Here is an 18,436-nt window from a genome sequence, read left to right as displayed (position 1 = left end):
GATTTTTTCAAAATTCAAATATGATTCCTATAGTAAGCGTGAACTTGCTTTTATTTAAGCACTCATCACCTCTGATTCAGCTTGTGGTTGTAAGTAACAAATCAAATCTTCAATACCTTTATGCAGATACCGAGTGACTGTCATCGGACTAGCACCGATTTTTTTACCAGCATCTTTACGGGTAAGTTCATTTACCAAAATCAATTCAACTACCATGCGGGGTTTATCATCTAACATACTCATAGCCCCTTGCAGTTGTAGTCTTTCTTCTTGTTGTTGCTGAAGTAGAGTAGTCCGAGGACAGGGAAGCAAATCACCCAAAGTTAATTGATAATCTATATAATTACCTATAGTAGCATCTAAACTTAAAGGCATACGGTTTTGATTCGCTAATTTGCATTCTTGCCATTCTTGAACAGAGATATGCAGTTTCTTGGCAATTTCTACATCTTTGACAGCACGGCCTAAAGATAATGTTAATTCTTTGCGAATTTTTTGTCCCTCATGGTAAATTTCTTGCCAACGTCGGGGAATTTTGACTAAAGTGGAGCGATCGCGCAAAAAATGCAGTATTTCCCCGCGAATATAAGGTACAGCAAAGGAACTGAAAGCATATCCTTGGTTGGGATTAAAACGCTCAATAGCCCTGATTAACCCCAAATAACCAATTTGTTCCAAATCTTCATAAGGCTCATGACATTGATGGATAAACTTATAAGCCATCTTCCGCACTAAACCTTGATGTATCTCCACAAGTTGGTTACGCAGTTTAATCGAAGGATTTTGGTGGTATAAATGTAATAGCCCCATACCATCAGACTGGACAGAGGTTTCACTTTTTTCCATATCAATTCCTTTGTAGTCATCCTTTTACCGAGGAAATTTGGGAGTTAGTATATTTGCTTCCAAGCTGTAATTATTTTCCTCAGTCAATACAAATTAAGCCATCGTTGTTTCACTGAATTTGAAATCAGTTTCAACGCTTACTTACGTAATAACACTTAAGATTTACAAGATTTTTAAATTCCCTATTCCCTGTTCCCTGTTCCCTATTCCCTATTCCCTTGTAAAATATGACGGTTGTATTATATGCCCGAATGTGATTGAGCGTTATACTTTGCCCGAGATGGGCAATCTGTGGAACGAGACCTATAAGCTACAAACTTGGTTGCAAGTAGAAATTGCCGTTTGTGAAGCCCAGGCAGAATTAGGTTATATTCCCGCAGATGCGGTTGCAGAAATTAAAGCCAAGGCGAATTTTGACCCCCAGCGGGTGCTAGAAATTGAGGCGGAAGTCCGCCATGATATGATCGCTTTTTTGACCAATGTCAATGAATATGTAGGTGATGCGGGGCGCTATATTCATCTGGGGTTAACTAGTTCGGATGTTTTGGATACAGCTTTAGCACTGCAATTGGTTTCTAGTTTAGATGTGTTATTGCAACGCCTGGAAGATTTAATTCAGGCTATTCGCTACAAGGCCAGAGAACATCGTTATACTGTGATGATTGGGCGATCGCATGGTATTCACGCTGAACCAATGACCTTTGGTTTTAAGTTAGCTGGGTGGTTAGCGGAAGTATTGCGACACAAAGAACGCCTCCAAATTCTCAGAAAAACCATAGCTGTAGGTAAAATTTCTGGAGCGGTGGGAACCTATGCCAATATTGAACCACGTGTAGAAGCGATCGCTTGTCAAAAACTCGGACTTAAACCCGATACGGCTTCAACTCAAGTCATCTCCCGTGATATTCATGCCGACTTTGTGCAGCAGTTAGCCCTTGTTGCTGCGTCTATAGAACGCTTTGCCGTGGAAATTCGTAATCTCCAAAAAACCGACGTTTTGGAAGTTGAAGAATTTTTTGCCAAAGGTCAAAAAGGCTCTAGTGCTATGCCTCACAAACGTAACCCCATCCGTTCCGAACGACTAACAGGGATGGCGCGACTGGTGAGAAGTCATGCAGGTGCAGCTTTAGAAAACGTCGCTTTATGGCACGAACGAGATATTTCTCACAGTTCCGTAGAACGGGTAGTTTTACCAGATGCTTGCATTTTAACCCATTTTATGCTGCATGAAATTACTGATTTGGTGACAAATCTTCTGGTTTATCCCCAAAACATGGAACGGAATCTCAACTGCTACGGTGGTGTAGTCTTCAGTCAAAAAGTCTTACTAACTTTGATAGATAAAGGACTAAAGCGAGAAGAAGCTTATGCCATAGTTCAAGAAAGCGCCCATACGGCCTGGAACAAACCAGAAGGCAATTTCCGGGATTTGATTAGTAAAGATCCCCGTGTTACTCAAAAGTTGTCAGCAGCAGAAATAGATGCCTGTTTTGATCCACAGCAACATCTCAAACATTTAGATCAAGTTTATCAACGACTAGGAATTTAAAATTCAGGATTCAGGAGTTGGGAGTGCAATTAGAGGTAATAATTCTGACTCCTGCATTCTAATTTACTTATGGCGATCGCTCTTGAACAAAACCCCTAACTTAATTTTTCTCAAGAATAGTAGAACAGAACTCATCACAGCTAACGTCTAACTCGTACAATAAAAGATAGATTGTTGCGAAATGTATAGTTAGGGATTATAGCTGTCATGGCTGCCGCTGTTTTAATCGAAAATCTACAAAAAAGTTACGGTACTGTGATCGCCGTTAAAGATGTCTCCTTTCAGGTGCAACCAGGGGAAATCTTTGGTTTACTCGGTCCTAACGGTGCAGGAAAAACAACCACTCTGCGGGCTTTGTGTACACTGACTACTCCCGATGCTGGTAAAATCGAAGTTTCGGGAATTTCAGTTTTAGATCACCCTAAGTTAGCACGGCAAAAGCTGGGTTATGTCGCTCAGGAAGTGGCTTTAGATAAGGTGTTGACGGGTAGGGAGTTGCTACAATTACAAGCGGCACTTTATCATCTCCCTGGTGGGGTGATCAAACAACGCATCAACACCATATTAGATTTGCTCGGTTTACAAGAATACGCAGATAAAAAAACCGGCACTTATTCTGGTGGTTTACGCAAGCGTCTAGACTTGGCTGCGGGTTTATTGCATTCCCCAGATGTATTAGTATTGGATGAACCAACGGTAGGACTTGACATAGAAAGCCGTTTTGTGGTATGGGAATTTTTGCGGAAGTTACGCACTGCGGGAACTACCGTTGTCATTACCAGCCATTATTTAGAAGAGGTTGACGCTTTAGCGGATAGGGTGGCAATTATAGATCGGGGTTTGGTAATTGCTACGGGTACACCTTCGCAGTTAAAGGATCAAGTTGGGGGCGATCGCATTACTTTACGCATTCGTGAATTTTCACCCAATGAAGAAGCAGACATTGCTAAAAATCTACTTCAAGAATTACCATTTGTTCAAGAAATCATCATTAATAACGCTCAAGGTAATTCCTTAAATTTGGTAGTTACACCTCAAAATGACGTATTGATTACTATTCAACAGGCGTTAAATAATGCAGGTTTACCTATTTTTGGAATTGCTCAATCTCGTCCTAGTTTAGATGATGTTTATCTGGCTGCAACTGGAAAAACTTTGATGGATGCAGAATTAGCTGCTGTTGCTAACCGTGATCCTAAAGCTGAGAAAAAACAAAATATGAGATAAGTTAATTGGGTAAAAGGTGATTATATTTTGGATTTTGGAAAAAAACTTATAATCCTTTAATTTTTTGGCCTTTTACCTACCCTTGCAAATAAAAACCAAAATATGCACCTAATTAGCATTCGTAATTTACGTGCTGATGTTGATCAATACCCAGACGCGGTAGAACCTGTTAAAACGACTTTAGACTATCACTTAGTTTAAGAGTTACATTTTTATGTAAAATAACCAAAAACGCATTTCTGAAATTATGACCAATCAATCTACTATCCCCGTAATTGTCAACGGTGCTGCTGGCAAAATGGGACGTGAAGTAATCAAAGCTGTAGCCCAAGCACCGGATATGATATTAATGGGCGCTCTCGATACCTCACCGGAACATCAAGACAAGGACGCAGGAGAACTGGCAGGTTTAAGCGAACCGTTGGAAGTTCCTATTACCAATCAATTAGAGCCAATGTTAGGTTATGTAGCAGGGGAACGACAGCTACAACCAGGGGTAATGGTAGACTTTACCCATCCTGATGCAGTTTATGATAACGTGCGGAGTGCGATCGCTTATGGAATTCGTCCAGTAGTGGGAACTACCGGTTTAAGTCCCGAACAAATTCAAAATTTGACAGATTTTGCCGAAAAAGCGAGTACAGGTTGTTTGCTGATTCCTAATTTCTCCATTGGCATGGTACTGCTACAACAAGCCGCTGTCACCGCTTCCCAATATTTTGATCATGTAGAAATTATCGAACTGCATCACAACCAAAAAGCCGATGCACCAAGCGGTACAGCCATTCAAACTGCTCAATTATTAGCAGAATTAGGTAAAACTTTTAACGTTCCTCAAGTTGAAGAAACAGAAAAAATAGCAGGAGCTAGAGGCTCTTTAGCCGATGAAGGGATTAGAATTCATAGTGTACGCCTACCTGGATTAATTGCCCATCAGGAAGTTATATTTGGTGCAGCCGGGCAAATTTATACCTTACGCCATGATACCAGCGATCGCTCTTGCTATATGCCCGGAGTTTTATTAGCAATTCGCAAAGTCAACCAGCTAAAGTCATTAGTATATGGATTAGAAAAAATACTGTAAAAAAGGAGTCAGGAGTCAGGAGTAAAATAAATGTGTAGTCTGTTTTCAGAATTATTATATTGATATCCTGATTATCCTGCCCATTGATATCTCTTTTATAAATTTTCAATTTGCGATTTTTCCCATCCAAAATCTAAATTCTAAATTCTAAATTCTAAAATATGCTTGTTCCACTGACTCGCCAAAAATTTGAACAAATTATCCCTCTTATTGCCAGTGGTTCACAGTACAAATACTACTGGGGAAAACTTAGCTCGCTTTTACAGCGGCTTTTAATTTCTGTAGTGACTGTAGTTGTAATTTTTCTGGGAAGAATCTTTTTGAAGCTAGATTTTGGGCTGATTTTCAGCTTTGGGGTATTTGGCGCTTTTTTTTGGTTGTGGTATCCCGTATTTCAAGCCAGTATTCGCAATGCAAAATGCCGCCGTTACAAGTACAGCGGCTTTTTCCGAGGACGAGTTTTAGATTGGTGGATTACAGATAAATTGACTGGAAAACAGGAAACCGTCAACAACAAAGGTGAATTGGTAATTATCGAAAATCGCGAAAAACGAATTAACTTAGAAGTTGGTGATAACACGGGTTTTACTGTAGAATTTGATGCCCCATTACGTCCTGCTCACAAAGCGATCGCCCGTGGTCAAATCGCAGAAATGATAGTAATGTCAAATCGCCCAGATTTAAGCACCATCGAAGAATTTAGCAACATCTACATCCCTAATAGTAATCTCTGGGTAAGTGACTATCCCTATGTGCGTGAGGATTTCTTTAATGAAGTTAGTCGTCGTTTACGAACAAACCAACGAGAACAACCACGTCGTCGCCGTCCAGAACCACAGAAATACAGAGACGATGATGATTATTAGGTGACAGGTGACAGCTAAAAATTTAACTGACTCCACTTCTATCTTGACCATAAGCTTGCCAAGCTAAATCAACCAAACCATCAACAATTGCCGCTGCTACAACCGCATTACCCTTACGACTATCAATAGTAATGTAAGGCACTAAAGATTCTTGCAACCGTTCTTTATCAGAATCTACATTGATAAATCCTGCTGGTGTAGCAATAATCAAAGCTGGTCGAATTTCTTCTGCTTCAATTAAATCGACAAGTGCAGTTAAAGCAGTTTGGGCTTGACCGACCACAAAAATTCCCTCTGGATATCGCTTGGCTAGAGTTTCAATCCCCCAAGCAGAACGGGTTCTTTCTTTTTGGGGACGGGTCAGAGCCTCCATACTGCAATACACCGGGTTAGCAAAGGTGTTTTGAATATCGTAGGCAATACCCACCTGTACCATTGGTGCATCTACTACAATAGTAGTACGTGCTGCCAGTGCGGCTGCTCCTGCTTGTAAAGCGTGTTCTGAAAAACGAATCAAAGACTTGTACTCAAAATCAGATGTGGCGTATATTACGCGCCGGACTATCTCATACTCTGCTGGTGAAAAGACATGATCGCCAATTTCACTATCAATAATTGCCAAGCTTTGAGCATCAGTTATGTGCCATTCCATTGCTGTTAAGCTTCTCACAGATCAGCTTTCAGCTTATCATTAGAAGGTAGGGAATAGGGAATAGGGGATTGGGGACTGGGGATTGGGGACTGGGGATTGGGGACTGGGGACTGGGAAAATATTTTGACCAATTACCAATTACCAATTAGCTAAGATTCGCTGCTGGAAGGAGGACGACTGAAAGCTGGAGATAAATAAGCTACCAAAACACCAATTAAGAAAGCGGAAATATTGCGAACTAAAGGAACCCAGTCACTTGTACGAGTTATAACTGGAGCAATACCGAAAGCAATAAACAAAATTCCCCATAACGGCGAGAAAATTAACGCCCATTGCCAAGCAAAAACTTGTTTATTATTGCGGGGTTGGGCTGCAAAGCCACAAATCACGCCACCAACAGCTGAGGTAATGACGGTAAGTATCCACTGTTCCCTTGGTAGTCCGGGAACGACGTTACAACCACCTTTGAGTAAACAGCCTTTAACCGAATCTAAAGCTTGTAGGATGGCTTGGTCTTCCCCTTGTTCGCGGACAAAGTACAAGTTACCAAAACGGGTTTGTAGTTCAATCCAAAATGTACGGGGTAGAAGTTCATAAACTGCATCACCCACACTAAAGCTGAGAATGTTACCACCACGAGCATCTGCAACTAAAAGAATGCTTTTGTCATCTAAACCCCAATATTTAATTACGGCTCTCCCCGGAGTGCGATCATACTGGGTTAATACTCGCAATTTCCAGCCAGTATCAGTTTCAAACTGTTCTAAGTCTGTAACTAGTTTTTCTTCTTGGGGGTCAGGGAGAGTTTTCGCTAAATCGACAACTGGGGTAAATGTGTCAGGTAGTAAATCTGGGTTTTCATAAGCTAGGGCTGATGGTGAATGTATCGCCCAAATTGCTCCAGCAAAGCAAAATACTGCAATGGATACTAAAATTTTTCGCCAAAAACAACGCTGCATGGAATTTTTTATACAAATATTAACGGCCAACGTAAACAAGTGCTTTTTAAAAGAGTACGAGAAAAGTGATACTTCTTTACACTTCTTTACTTTACTCTAATCTAAGACATTAGTCATTAATTATTCTCCTCTGCTCCTCTGCTCTGGCAAAGTTAACTCTGGTTTGTCTTTCATTGGTAAGCGTTCGGGGCTGCGTCTAGCAGGTTTTTGGCGCGTGAAGGTTGTCCAGGCAGCTTTAACGCCAATGACAAGACTGCGTGTGCTAACTTGAACATTTTGAGCTTGTTTTTTGGCGCTATCTAAACTTTGATCTACTTGTTTAACGACTTGACCGGCATTTTTGACACTTTCACTCACATCATCGGTTAAATCTGTGATTTCTAAACTGGTATTACGGATGGCTTGGAGAGTTGGTGGTAACTCCCTTGAAAGCGTATCAAATAACTTTTCAGCACTACGAGAGGCGTGTGCTAACTCCTGCAAAGCGGGTATAGTCGCTACTAAAACAGCAGTTAGACTAGCAGCGACTAAGAAAATGGAAAATCCCAGCCAAAACAGAGGGTCAATCACAATTATGCTATTTATAAGCGTTCTAGGTTCTGGTTCAGAGAATCTGTGTTTTTAGTATCAGCAGGGTTTGGCCGTTTTAGGGCTTGACTTTCGCTTTGAGTAGCTTCTACTCCAGCTGCGATCGCTTCCCGCAGTCTCTCTAGGGTATCATCCCAGTTCCGCAATGCGTTGGCAGAAAGTCGATCTGCTTGAATCTGCACGCTGGCTGATATATCTTCTGCTAATTCTGGTAAGGCATCAGCAGATTTTTTCAACAGTTTCCGAGTTTCGCGCCCTGTGCGGGGAGCAGCGAGCAAACTGGTTAAAGCGCCAATAGTAGCTCCTAACATCAAGCCGCCTATAAATATTCCCGAACGATTATTAGACATTTTTATTGTTTATCTCTATTACACTCATTTTAGGTTGGTTTGATCAAGAAAGGCAGAGGGCAGGAGGCAAGGAGGGAAGGGGTAAAGAAAAAAAGGCAAAATAATTGTTTATAGATACCTCTGCCAAATTTTTTTGCCTAATAGTATGATGTTCAGAATCTGCCGCACTTGTTGAATTTGCAGTTTGAGGTTTTGGTGTTTTTGCTGCAAGTCATAAATTTGCTGTTGTCCTGTATAAATATTTGCTGGTACTGTATGCAATACTGCATATATAGCGTGTTCATAAATGTTTAATTTAGCTGCTATAATTCTCAGCTTTTGTTTTATTAGCCATACTTGTCGTGCTAGATAGAGAAGCATTAGTGAGATAAGGATATTAATCACAAGAACTATTGTTACCATTTTTGATATTTACAGAAATTACAGCAGTTTTTGTTACTGTAGCCTTAACTTCAGATGTTTGGCATATAGTTAAACTACACTTACAACGGTGATTTGATCAAATATTTTACTGGCAAACAGATGACAGATAAAAATTTAGAAGCACTGGTAGTCAAAGTTGTGAAAAAGGCCATCAAAAAAGAAATGAAGAAGCTAGAAGAGGATAATTTACCTATTGTTTCCAACGAAGTGAATCAGCAATTACAAAATTTGCCGGAAACTTTAGCAAATGATCAAAAAACACGGACTACAACAGAAATATTTGATGATATATATACCAATAGTTTTATCAACTTACCGACTAAGGAAGATGTAGAACTTGAGCGCAGGTTAAGGGAACTAAAATTTAAACAGGAGCTTAGAAAAGATTGGATATTATTTATCCTCAAGGATGTAATAATCTATGCTGTAACCATCTTATTTATGTTTAGTTTTGCCGGATTTTATTTATTCACACTGATTCATAAATAAATCGACGTACAATTATTAAGTTTTGTTGTCATCTATCCCAGGCATGAAACTATAATAAATAATTTTAGACTGAAATTAATTATATCCATAGAAATTATGATGATAGCTGAGAATTTTTTAAGTATTGCCTGGTTAGCATTGCCCTATCTAAGTATTTTTAAAAAAATCAACTTTTATCTAAACTTAGGTAAAAGTCTAGTAAAATGCTATACCTGTTACCATTCTGGAAATTTGATTGCTATATTAGAGTAAATTATTATTTTGCTGAGGTGAGGGAAGCTGTGCGTGATGATTTAGAGGGTTTAGAAATTAGTCATCATGAATTAGAACAATTGACTAATTTACCTGTCAAAAATGAATTGTTTATTATTACAAATTTTCTCAATTTATGGAGGAAATCATTATTTGCAAAAATCAAGGGTTCTGAAGGAGCTACGGTAGTTTTTATCAGCTGTTCTCTGGTAGTAATTTCATATTTATTATTTGATATGCTGCTGAAAATATTTGCTAGTTGGATAATAATCCCATCTTGGATATTAATGATATTAGTAAGTATTTGGATTGGTGGTGTAATCCAAACATTATTGTATTTAATGTGGAAGAAAAAAGGTCAGCTGATCAAAAAAAATATGACACATTCCTTGCAAACTTTAATCAATGATGTTGAACGTTATAATGCTGTTATTAAAGCTATAGATATTAATGACCAAATAGAAGATGCTGGAAATCCAACTGTAGGTATCAAGCAAAGAGAGAGAGTTATTCAGGCTTTAAGCCTGACAAAATTAGATTTAGTACGTGCTTTAAAAACAGAACGAATTCTGCGAGAAAATAAAAATTTTATCCTGAGTAATTCTGATTTCTTTGCGAATGATATAGCTACTTTAAGTTCCATGCAAGTTACTGAACAAGCAACTGAACATGACCGATTATTAAATGAAGCGTTGCAAATTGCTTTAGATGTCCAATACGAAATGAGAAGGTTACAGAATCAGCGTTAAAACACAATTAGTAAATCAAATTAATCTTTTTTCCATTTAGTCTGTCATAGCATCACCCAGTTATTTAGTGAAGCTAAACACATATTGATATTTTTAGAAGATTAGACTCTCTCAAAAATTATCGTTAATCTTCTGGCAGTAACGGAGTAACATTAAAGAATATGAAACAAACCTTAACTTAGCTTAACTGTAGGTATAGCACATCAACATGGACTGGAAAGAAATCAGAGGCAACTGGGCAATTATTCCGCGTCATCCCATCGGTATTATCCATTTTTTAGGAGGTGCATTTGTCGCTACCGCACCTCACCTAACTTACCGCTGGTTACTAGAACAGTTGGCAGCTAAAGGCTACGTTGTTATTGCTACGCCTTTTGTCAATACGTTAGATCATCGAGCAATAGCTGAATCTGTACTACTCAACTTTGACCGCACTCTAGAACGCTTACACTCTTCAGGAGAATTACGCAACCTATACCTGCCTACCTATGGTATTGGACACAGTATGGGCTGCAAACTCCATTTATTAATTGGTAGCCTTTTTCCAGTGGAACGAGCAGGTAATATTCTCATTTCTTTTAACAACTACACCGCTAAAGATGCCATTCCCCTAGTAGAACAACTAAATTCTACCTTGACAATTGAGTTTACTCCCACGCCTTTGGAAACTAACCAACTGGTACAAGAAAATTATCACATCCGCCGTAATTTATTAATAAAATTTAGTAATGATAATCTTGATCAGTCTGCAATTTTAACAAAAATCTTGCAAAATCGCTTTCCAGAAATGGTGACAATCCAAACCTTATCGGGAAATCACACCACACCTTTAGGTCAAGAGATTAAATGGCAACCAGGAACTTCTTTTACTCCCCTTGATGCTATGGGGCAATGGTTTAAGCAAGAAGTATATCGTGATTTATACCAACTTAAAAAAATCATACTTTTTTGGCTCAACCCTCTAGCATCTTCATAATATTTGATGGCAGCCAAAAAATGTAGCTTGGTAAATCATTAAACATGGGTTTTTTCACACAAGTTAGTATATTTTAACCACTCAGAAATACTAACCATTTATTCATCACCGTACTCTGGCATTTTTATTTTATTGATTATATACACCATTGATCATGTTTCAAATTTTAGTAATTGATGATGATTTTTCAATACAAATACTTCTCAAAAGGATGTTAGAAAAACATGGTTATCAAGTAATCACTGCCAATAATGGACAAGAAGGAATTTTACAGGCTCTTTCTTGTCCTCCAGCATTGATTATTTGTGATTGGATTATGCCGGGTTTAACTGGTCTGGAAGTTTGCGATCGCATTAAGAAAGATCCTAATTTATCTACCACATTTTTTATTTTATTAACATCTTTAGATTCAGTTGCAGATCGCGTTAAAGGACTAGATGCAGGTGCTGATGATTTTATTTCTAAGCCTATCGAGCAAAATGAACTTCAAGCCAGAGTTAGAGCCGGATTACGTCTACATCAGTTAAATCGGGATTTACAAACCCAAAAACTATTATTAGAAACAGAACTAGCAGAAGCAGCAGAATATGTAAAATCTCTGCTACCTTTACCAATGTCTAAACCTCTGAATATTAATTATAGATTTCTACCCTCCCGACAATTAGGAGGTGATTGTTTTGATTATTATTGGCTCGATTCTGACTATCTGGCAATCTACCTGTTAGATACTGCTGGCCATGGACTCCGAGCAACTCTTCCCTCTATTTCTGTACTCAATCTGCTGCGATCACGGGCGCTCAAAGGACTTAATTACTATCAACCTAGTCAGGTATTAAAAGCTTTAAATGATACTTTTCAGATCAATTATCAAAATGATAAATATTTTACTATTTGGTATGGTGTATATAATAGAGTCAGTCGCCAGTTAATTTATGCAAGTGCTGGACATCCACCCGCAGTATTAGTATCAGGAAAATCTCCCAGCACCACAGAAACAAAACTCTTGAAAACACAAGGTATGCCGGTGGGGATGTTTCCTGAAGCCAAATATATAGATGCAACTTGCACTATTGAAAAATTTAGTAGTCTTTATACTTTTAGCGACGGTGCTTATGAAATTACTAAATCAGATGGAACTCTTTGGAGTCTGGATAGTTTTATTCAGTTACTAGTTAGCTTACAACATTCAGTTGATTACCAACTTGATTATATACTGAAATATTTAATCAATTTAAACTCCAAAGAAACTTTTGATGATGATTTATCTATTCTGCAAATTAAGTTTGATTAGTTTTTAGCAAAGATAACTTGATTAAAAGCATCTTGACTGGGAAAGATTTCAAATATCTCATCCATACTTGTTAATTCAAATATCATCCTTGCTTGTTCATTAATCGAACAGATCACCATTTTAATGCCCACATCGCGTAGAGTTTTGAAAGCTAATACTAAAGAGCCTAAACCAGAACTATCCAGAAACGTAATATTTTGACAATCCACCAAGACAATCTTTGCACCACTGGTCATAATTTGGGCAATATCTTGCTGAAATTCGGGTGAAGTTTCAGCGTTTAAATTTTTTTTAAGTGTAAGAACTTTCACCGACTGACTCATAATTAGGTTACTCTGGTTGATATCAATGACTTTCTCTTGTGCCTATTATATACCAATAAAGGATATAAAAATCTGAAATTTTATAGGCATTATTTAAATATTTCAATAATTGTAAATTATCCACCCAATCATTTAAATAATCTAGTTAAAACTTCATATTATATTGTAAATATTGAACCCCTAAATAAAAAGTTTCATTCATCTCATAATTAAATAATAAAGTACAAAAATAACTAATCAATAGTTGCTATTTCATATTTGTACAATTAATTTGAGTTATGGAAGATTGACCTTGGCTCGATAAAGTAGATTATCACCTTGACTGTATCCAACATAACATACTTTGACTATTTCGCCTAGTTGGGCTGTTCCCTGCAACAATTCATGACATTGTGGATCATAGGGTATTTCTGCTCCCACAGTAGCGATCATCTCCACTCCCCAAGCCCGTAATAATTGCTCCAGCGGCTTTTGGACTAATGGTAATATTTTTACTGCCGCTAATTGGGGATTTTCCCTAGCTTTCTGTGCTGCTGTCGGCCAAAACAATAGTAAAGACTCCAATATTTGCAAACTTGATCGCTGAAACTCTTGTTGTATATCTTCTCTCTGTTGTTCCAGTTTCAGTACAATGCGTTCATACTCTGTTTTTAAGTCAGTATTTTCTTGTAACAATTTTGCCTGAGTAATTGGGTGCTGAGTTGTGGAATCAAAACTGCCAGTTGAAAAAGTAGCGACTAATTCACTTAATGATATTTGTAGTATTTCCGACAGGCTTAACAACACATCCAGTTTTATTTGTTTCAGCTTTCCCCGCCGCAAACGCAATATTTGGCGCTCTGAAACCCCAGCCGTGCGACTAAGACTTTTAAAACTAGAAATCCCCGCACGCTGCATTAAATTTTGTAATTTAGGGGTGAAATCTGGATCAGACATAAGGAATGGGTATAGGTTTTTGTCACCTATTATACCCCATTTTTTAAACTCTATTCTGCCAACAAACTTCTCCACATCCAAGCTGTTTTTTCATGAACCTGCATTCTTTGAGTTAATAAATCTGCACTAGGTTCATCATTAACTTCATCTACCAAAGGTAAGATCGATCGATCATACGGTTATAACAACAACTTCTCGACTTTTACCAACTCCCAAATTACAGCTTTCAGATTCTGAGCCGAGTAGTATTGCTATAGTTATTTAATTTGGGGTTTATCAATAAATCATAATCATGATGAGTTCAATTTGTAAGGGTTTAGCTCATGCTTTACCTCCACCTATAGAATCAAACGATTAAGTCATTTTGAATATAGTTGACATCAAGCAGGTGATGATATTATGGAATCGCATATAGAATACAAGCAAAACGCTACAAAACAAGTTAAAGTTCGCCCCAAATCTTCACTGTGGGATCACAATCGAGTTTTCATGAAAATATTTTTCTGGCGTTCAGCCTACAAAATAGTAACGACCTTTTGCTTATTGGGATTGACTGCGGCCTCAACTCCTGTAAACAATAACCAAGATGTGGAACTTAAAATTGGCATTGTCCAGCGATTTGGAGTTACACCTACGGACAAGTTACAAATAACACCAACCAAAGGCGATCGCTTACAGCTAAAATGGCAAGTAGATAATCAGCAGCAAACCCTCATCACTGCCAACCCTGTCCAGCTAGAAACAGTTATGGAAACTTTGCCTCAACCAAAAGTGCAGGAAGTAGTAGTTTTAGGAGACTTCCGCACCTTTGAAACAGCTGAAGACAGCGCCAGAAATTGGCGTTCTCAAGGCATAGAAGTGGAAATAGCCCAACCCGAACGTTGGCAAGTCTGGGCTAAACGAGAAGTTTACAGCAGTCCTTTAGTGCGACGCTTGTTGTTAGAAAGCATCAAAGCATCAGGGCAGAACCTGCCATATTTAGATACACAAATTCTTAAACAAATACCGCGAGTCCGTTGGGAAATCAATGGTAAACGATACAGCAATAATTATCTAGAAATTGTCACGAGTAAAAACCAAATTCGCGTCAATAAAAGCGAAAAAACTGGCAATAGTCGTCTTTATGCAGGAAAGTTGAATTTACAGCCCAATGCTTATGGTACTTACTCCCTTGTTAATCAAGTTCCTTTAGAAACCTATTTACGAGGGGTTTTACCTTATGAAATTGGCACGAGAGCGCCAACAGCGTCTCTAGAAGCACAGGCTATTATTGCCCGCACCTATGCCCTGCGTAATGTACGTAGATTTGCTATTGATAATTACCAATTATGCGCTGACACACACTGTCAAGTGTATGATGGGCTAAATGGAGCAGCACAAACAACAGATCAAGCGATCGCCTCTACACGGGGTATGGTACTCACTTATAATAACGAGATAGTAGATGCCCTATATTCCTCAACTACAGGTGGTATTACCGCCTTCTTTAGCGATGTCTGGAATGGAGAAGATCGTCCTTATCTGCGGCCAGTAGTGGATGCGGCTACAAATATTTGGAATTTATCACAAAAAAGTTTAGCAGACGAAAATAATTTTCGCCAGTTTATTAACTTGCAACAAGGATTTAATGAAAGCACCTGGAATGTATTCCGCTGGAACAAACAAACCAGTATCGAGGATATTACCAAGGACTTACAGAAATTTTTGCGGGTGAAAAAAAGTCCATATAGCAAATTTAAAACCATCGAAGCCATCGCTATCACCAAGCGTAGCGAAAGCGGACGTATTTTGGATCTAACTATAAAAACGAATATTGGCGTGTTTACCTTGCATAAAGATGAAATTCGTAGCGCCTTTGCGGCTCCTCTCAGCACACTTTTCTATCTACAACCTCTAAATAAAGGAACGCCAACACTGTGGGGATATGCCTTTATCGGTGGGGGGTTAGGACATGGAGTAGGTTTAAGTCAAACAGGCGCTCAAAATTTAGCCAAACTAGGTTGGTCAAGTGCCAAAATTCTCCAATTCTATTATCCTGGTACAGAAATTAAAGTTCTCGGTAACGAGATTAAACCTTTCTTGACATCTTCAGAGCGCAAAACAGAACTGCGTTAATCTAGAAATAGTTCCAAAAAATAGATAAAAGAAAGACACCGCTATACTGCTGTCACAGTAGGGCGGTGATAGTTTGTCGAAAAGGCAAAGCCCAACTTTTAGTAAAGTTCTTCTTCTTTGTGAGTTTCGATGGTGACATTTCCAGCTGGGTAAGCAACACAAGTCAATACATATCCAGCTTCAATTTGATCATCATCTAAAAATGATTGATCGGATTGGTCAACTTTGCCTTTGACCAATTTACCTGCACAGGTAGAACAAGCACCCGCACGACAGGAGTAGGGCAAGTCCAGACCTGCTTCTTCAGCAGCGTCTAGAATATATGTATCATCAGCACAATCAATAGTAACTTCTGTTTTTTCTTCTGTGTTAATTAATGTGACTTTGTAAACTGGCATTTGGAAATCCTCTCTATTTGATCAAGGCAGATAAGTTATCCTAAAGCAAACCGTGCAGATAACCCTATAGGATTAGCTGCCAGTTCGATTTGGTTCAATTCTGATACTACGGGAAAAATTAAACTTTGTAACCGAAAATTGACCACGATTAGTAATGAAATTTAGTTACTTCTTAACAATAAGTTTTAGTTATGTAAAATCCTCAGTAAGTCATCAATAAGATAGATGTTCAAAAAATCTTTGTGGGTAATATTTTGGGGTTGCCTGGATGGAAATAATAGTTAATTTTTGCACCATCAATAGTATAATCACTCTTCTCTTCACCTGATTACTGTTGTTGGCTGGCTTTTTGATAGAATGCCATAGGCATTGATAGCACTGTCGCTAATTCAGTGTTTATACAAGTAGCTGTAGATCCAAAAATCCAAGCAACAGAACTGGTAAAAATCATGTATAATTCCGAGCCACCTTTGGCCAATACAACCATGCGGGTGGGTTTAGTCGGTACTGGGTATGCAGCAAAACTCCGGGCTGAGGCATTACGCCAAGATTTGCGGACACATTTAGTAGCGATAGCTGGACATACTCCCGAAACAACAACCGCTTTTGCTCAAGAATATCAAACAGAGGTGAGCAATTCTTGGCAACAACTGGTGGAACGGGAAGATTTGGATTTAATTGTTATCTCCGCGATTAATCAGGATCATGGTAAAATAGCCCGTGCAGCCTTAACTAACGGCAAACACGTCATTGTCGAGTATCCCCTGTCCCTGGATGTCAAGGAAGCAGAAGAACTGATTGCCTTAGCTAAAGCGAAAAATAAACTACTGCACGTCGAACATATTGAACTTTTGGGCGGTTGGCATCAAGCTTTAAAACAAAATTTACCCCAACTTGGTCATTTGTTTTATGTCCGCCACAGTACCGTTAAACCTGAACATCCAGCACCCCGCAGGTGGACTTATAACCATGAATATTTCGGCTTTCCCTTGATGGGTGCGTTATCTCGCTTACATCGGCTGACTAATTTATTTGGTGAAGTTTTGACTGCCAACTGTCATCAGCGATATTGGGAGACAGAGACTAATTATTATCAAACTTGTCTTTGTATGGCGCAATTATACTTTAAAAATGGTTTGTTAGCTCAAGTTATTTATGGTAAAGGTGAAAGTCTGTGGCAATCAGAACGTAGGTTAGAAATTAATGGTGAAAATGGGGGTTTAATTCTGGATGGTGACACAGGAATTTTGGTACAAGCAAATGAAACAACATTGATTGATATGGGTAATCGCCGAGGATTATTTGCTAAAGATACGAAAATGGTATTAGACCATCTTTTTTATGGACATCCTTTGTATGTAACGCCGCAAGCAAGCTTGTATACATTGAAAGTTGCAGATGCAGCACGCAGAGCAGCAAACACAGGTTTAACTATATTTTTAACAAAAGAGTCGTAAATAAATGAAAACCGAAACCATAGTTATTTTATCCCAGCGAGAAATCGAAAAAATGCGTCGGGCTGGACGTCTAGCAGCCCAGTTGTTACTACATCTAGAACCTTTGGTAAAACCAGGTGTGAGTACCTTACAACTCAATGATGAAGCGGAAAGATGGACAAAAGCACAGGGAGCTAAAAGCGCACCACTAGGTTATAAAGGTTATCCTAAGTCAATTTGTACCAGTGTGAATGAGGTGATCTGTCATGGTATTCCCCATGCTAGGCAAATTCTCAAGGAAGGTGACATTATCAATATTGATGTCACACCCATTGTTGATGGTTATCACGGTGATACATCTAAAACATTTATTGTCGGTAGTGCTGCACCTAAAACCCAAAAGTTGGTAGAAGTAACGGAAAAATGTTTGCACTTAGGTATTGCTGAGGTAAAACCAGGGGCAAAAATTGGGGATATTGGTGCTGCTATTCAAGAGTATGCTGAAGCTGAAGGTTTTTCAGTGGTGCGGGAGTTTGTGGGACATGGGATTAGTAATATTTTTCATACCGCACCAGATGTTCCCCATTTTGGCACAAGGGGTAAAGGTAAGCGATTGCGACCAGGTATGGTATTTACTATTGAGCCGATGATTAATGAAGGAACTTATGAAATAGAGATGTTAAGCGATGGTTGGACTGCGGTAACAGGCGATCGCAAACTTTCCGCCCAGTTTGAGCATACTATTGTTGTAACTGAAGATGGTGTGGAAATTCTCACCTTACCGACATAGGTTGAAACTATAGCTAAAACTCTTGTGGTGTGGGCATTTTGCCCGCCATAGTTACCCATAAGTTACGGATTCATCAGAGTATGAAAATTATTTAATCTGAACAGGACTTACGCAAAATCATGAAGAAACGAACCGCA

Annotated in this window: 20 protein-coding genes and 1 pseudogene; 11 read left to right on the top strand and 10 right to left on the bottom strand. The window is 38.7% G+C overall.

Translation table 11 applies throughout. The annotated features are described in order from the left end of the window. Window positions 1-54: 54 nt before the first annotated feature. Window positions 55-846, bottom strand: a complete 792-nt coding sequence (locus VB694_RS07660) for an RNA polymerase sigma factor SigF (RefSeq protein ID WP_323359714.1) — start codon at window positions 844-846, stop codon at window positions 55-57. Between the two features lie 253 nt (window positions 847-1,099). On the opposite strand from VB694_RS07660, the gene purB reads away from it, so the two are divergent. The 4 genes from purB (at window position 1,100) to VB694_RS07640 (ending at window position 5,572) form a co-directional block, all read left to right on the top strand. After that, a complete protein-coding gene (purB, locus tag VB694_RS07655) occupies window positions 1,100-2,395 on the top strand; it encodes an adenylosuccinate lyase (RefSeq protein ID WP_323359713.1) in 1,296 nt (431 codons plus the stop codon). A 207-nt stretch (window positions 2,396-2,602) separates the two neighbouring features. Next, entirely contained in the window at window positions 2,603-3,622 is a 1,020-nt protein-coding gene (locus VB694_RS07650) for an ABC transporter ATP-binding protein (RefSeq protein ID WP_323359712.1), read from the top strand. 247 nt (window positions 3,623-3,869) lie between these two features. Then, window positions 3,870-4,706: a 4-hydroxy-tetrahydrodipicolinate reductase gene (gene dapB / locus VB694_RS07645; RefSeq protein WP_323359711.1), complete on the top strand. Its 837-nt coding sequence runs from the start codon at window positions 3,870-3,872 to the stop codon at window positions 4,704-4,706. A 161-nt stretch (window positions 4,707-4,867) separates the two neighbouring features. Continuing rightward, window positions 4,868-5,572, top strand: a complete 705-nt coding sequence (locus tag VB694_RS07640) for a phosphate ABC transporter permease (RefSeq protein WP_323359710.1) — start codon at window positions 4,868-4,870, stop codon at window positions 5,570-5,572. A 22-nt stretch (window positions 5,573-5,594) separates the two neighbouring features. On the opposite strand, the gene VB694_RS07635 is transcribed toward VB694_RS07640, so the two are convergent. From VB694_RS07635 to VB694_RS07615, 5 genes are all read right to left on the bottom strand, one after another. Continuing rightward, on the bottom strand, window positions 5,595-6,224 hold the full coding sequence (locus VB694_RS07635) for a precorrin-8X methylmutase (protein WP_323359770.1): 630 nt from the start codon (window positions 6,222-6,224) through the stop codon (window positions 5,595-5,597). 149 nt (window positions 6,225-6,373) lie between these two features. Further along, the gene (locus VB694_RS07630; protein WP_323359709.1) at window positions 6,374-7,183 is read right to left on the bottom strand and encodes a TPM domain-containing protein; all 810 of its coding nucleotides are present in this window, start codon (window positions 7,181-7,183) and stop codon (window positions 6,374-6,376) included. A 120-nt stretch (window positions 7,184-7,303) separates the two neighbouring features. After that, on the bottom strand, window positions 7,304-7,753 hold the full coding sequence (locus VB694_RS07625; RefSeq protein WP_323359708.1) for a hypothetical protein: 450 nt from the start codon (window positions 7,751-7,753) through the stop codon (window positions 7,304-7,306). A gap of 11 nt (window positions 7,754-7,764) precedes the next feature. After that, window positions 7,765-8,121: a YtxH domain-containing protein gene (locus tag VB694_RS07620; RefSeq protein ID WP_323359707.1), complete on the bottom strand. Its 357-nt coding sequence runs from the start codon at window positions 8,119-8,121 to the stop codon at window positions 7,765-7,767. Window positions 8,122-8,229: 108 nt separating this feature from the next. Further along, entirely contained in the window at window positions 8,230-8,523 is a 294-nt protein-coding gene (locus VB694_RS07615; RefSeq protein ID WP_323359706.1) for a hypothetical protein, read from the bottom strand. Between the two features lie 120 nt (window positions 8,524-8,643). On the opposite strand from VB694_RS07615, the gene VB694_RS07610 reads away from it, so the two are divergent. The 4 genes from VB694_RS07610 (at window position 8,644) to VB694_RS07595 (ending at window position 12,301) form a co-directional block, all read left to right on the top strand. Next, window positions 8,644-9,033 carry a hypothetical protein gene (locus VB694_RS07610; protein ID WP_323359705.1) on the top strand — a complete coding sequence of 130 codons (390 nt, stop codon included), beginning with the start codon at window positions 8,644-8,646 and terminating at the stop codon, window positions 9,031-9,033. Window positions 9,034-9,314: 281 nt separating this feature from the next. Next, complete coding sequence (locus VB694_RS07605; RefSeq protein WP_323359769.1) at window positions 9,315-10,034, top strand: hypothetical protein; 720 nt, start codon at window positions 9,315-9,317, stop codon at window positions 10,032-10,034. A gap of 208 nt (window positions 10,035-10,242) precedes the next feature. Continuing rightward, a complete protein-coding gene (locus VB694_RS07600; protein ID WP_323359704.1) occupies window positions 10,243-11,010 on the top strand; it encodes a DUF1350 family protein in 768 nt (255 codons plus the stop codon). Between the two features lie 154 nt (window positions 11,011-11,164). Beyond that, the gene (locus tag VB694_RS07595; RefSeq protein ID WP_323359703.1) at window positions 11,165-12,301 is read left to right on the top strand and encodes a PP2C family protein-serine/threonine phosphatase; all 1,137 of its coding nucleotides are present in this window, start codon (window positions 11,165-11,167) and stop codon (window positions 12,299-12,301) included. On the opposite strand, the gene VB694_RS07590 is transcribed toward VB694_RS07595, so the two are convergent. The 3 genes and pseudogenes from VB694_RS07590 to VB694_RS07580 form a co-directional block, all read right to left on the bottom strand. Beyond that, on the bottom strand, window positions 12,298-12,624 hold the full coding sequence (locus tag VB694_RS07590; RefSeq protein ID WP_323359702.1) for an STAS domain-containing protein: 327 nt from the start codon (window positions 12,622-12,624) through the stop codon (window positions 12,298-12,300). The genes VB694_RS07595 and VB694_RS07590 overlap by 4 nt on opposite strands. Before the next feature lie 276 nt (window positions 12,625-12,900). Beyond that, window positions 12,901-13,560, bottom strand: coding sequence for a nucleotide exchange factor GrpE (gene grpE, locus VB694_RS07585; RefSeq protein ID WP_323359701.1), 660 nt, complete (start codon window positions 13,558-13,560; stop codon window positions 12,901-12,903). Window positions 13,561-13,610: 50 nt separating this feature from the next. After that, window positions 13,611-13,730 (bottom strand): annotated as a pseudogene (locus VB694_RS07580) (DNA starvation/stationary phase protection protein); the annotation flags it as partial. Between the two features lie 319 nt (window positions 13,731-14,049). Between VB694_RS07580 and VB694_RS07575 the strand changes: the two are divergent. After that, window positions 14,050-15,675 carry a SpoIID/LytB domain-containing protein gene (locus VB694_RS07575; RefSeq protein ID WP_416233471.1) on the top strand — a complete coding sequence of 542 codons (1,626 nt, stop codon included), beginning with the start codon at window positions 14,050-14,052 and terminating at the stop codon, window positions 15,673-15,675. 98 nt (window positions 15,676-15,773) lie between these two features. Here VB694_RS07575 and VB694_RS07570 read toward each other — a convergent pair whose 3' ends face one another. After that, on the bottom strand, window positions 15,774-16,073 hold the full coding sequence (locus VB694_RS07570; RefSeq protein ID WP_323359699.1) for a ferredoxin: 300 nt from the start codon (window positions 16,071-16,073) through the stop codon (window positions 15,774-15,776). Window positions 16,074-16,522: 449 nt separating this feature from the next. Between VB694_RS07570 and VB694_RS07565 the strand changes: the two genes are divergently transcribed. Both VB694_RS07565 and map read left to right on the top strand, forming a co-directional pair. Continuing rightward, on the top strand, window positions 16,523-17,530 hold the full coding sequence (locus VB694_RS07565; RefSeq protein ID WP_323359768.1) for a Gfo/Idh/MocA family oxidoreductase: 1,008 nt from the start codon (window positions 16,523-16,525) through the stop codon (window positions 17,528-17,530). Window positions 17,531-17,534: 4 nt separating this feature from the next. After that, window positions 17,535-18,299: a type I methionyl aminopeptidase gene (gene map / locus VB694_RS07560; RefSeq protein WP_323359698.1), complete on the top strand. Its 765-nt coding sequence runs from the start codon at window positions 17,535-17,537 to the stop codon at window positions 18,297-18,299. Window positions 18,300-18,436: the final 137 nt, after the last annotated feature.

Origin of the sequence: Anabaena sp. UHCC 0451, assembly GCF_034931405.1 — a bacterium.
Taxonomy (GTDB): Bacteria; Cyanobacteriota; Cyanobacteriia; order Cyanobacteriales; family Nostocaceae; genus RDYJ01.
The sequence above is the reverse complement of the archived record's forward strand: the minus strand, read 5'-3'. Positions and strand labels throughout refer to the sequence as shown.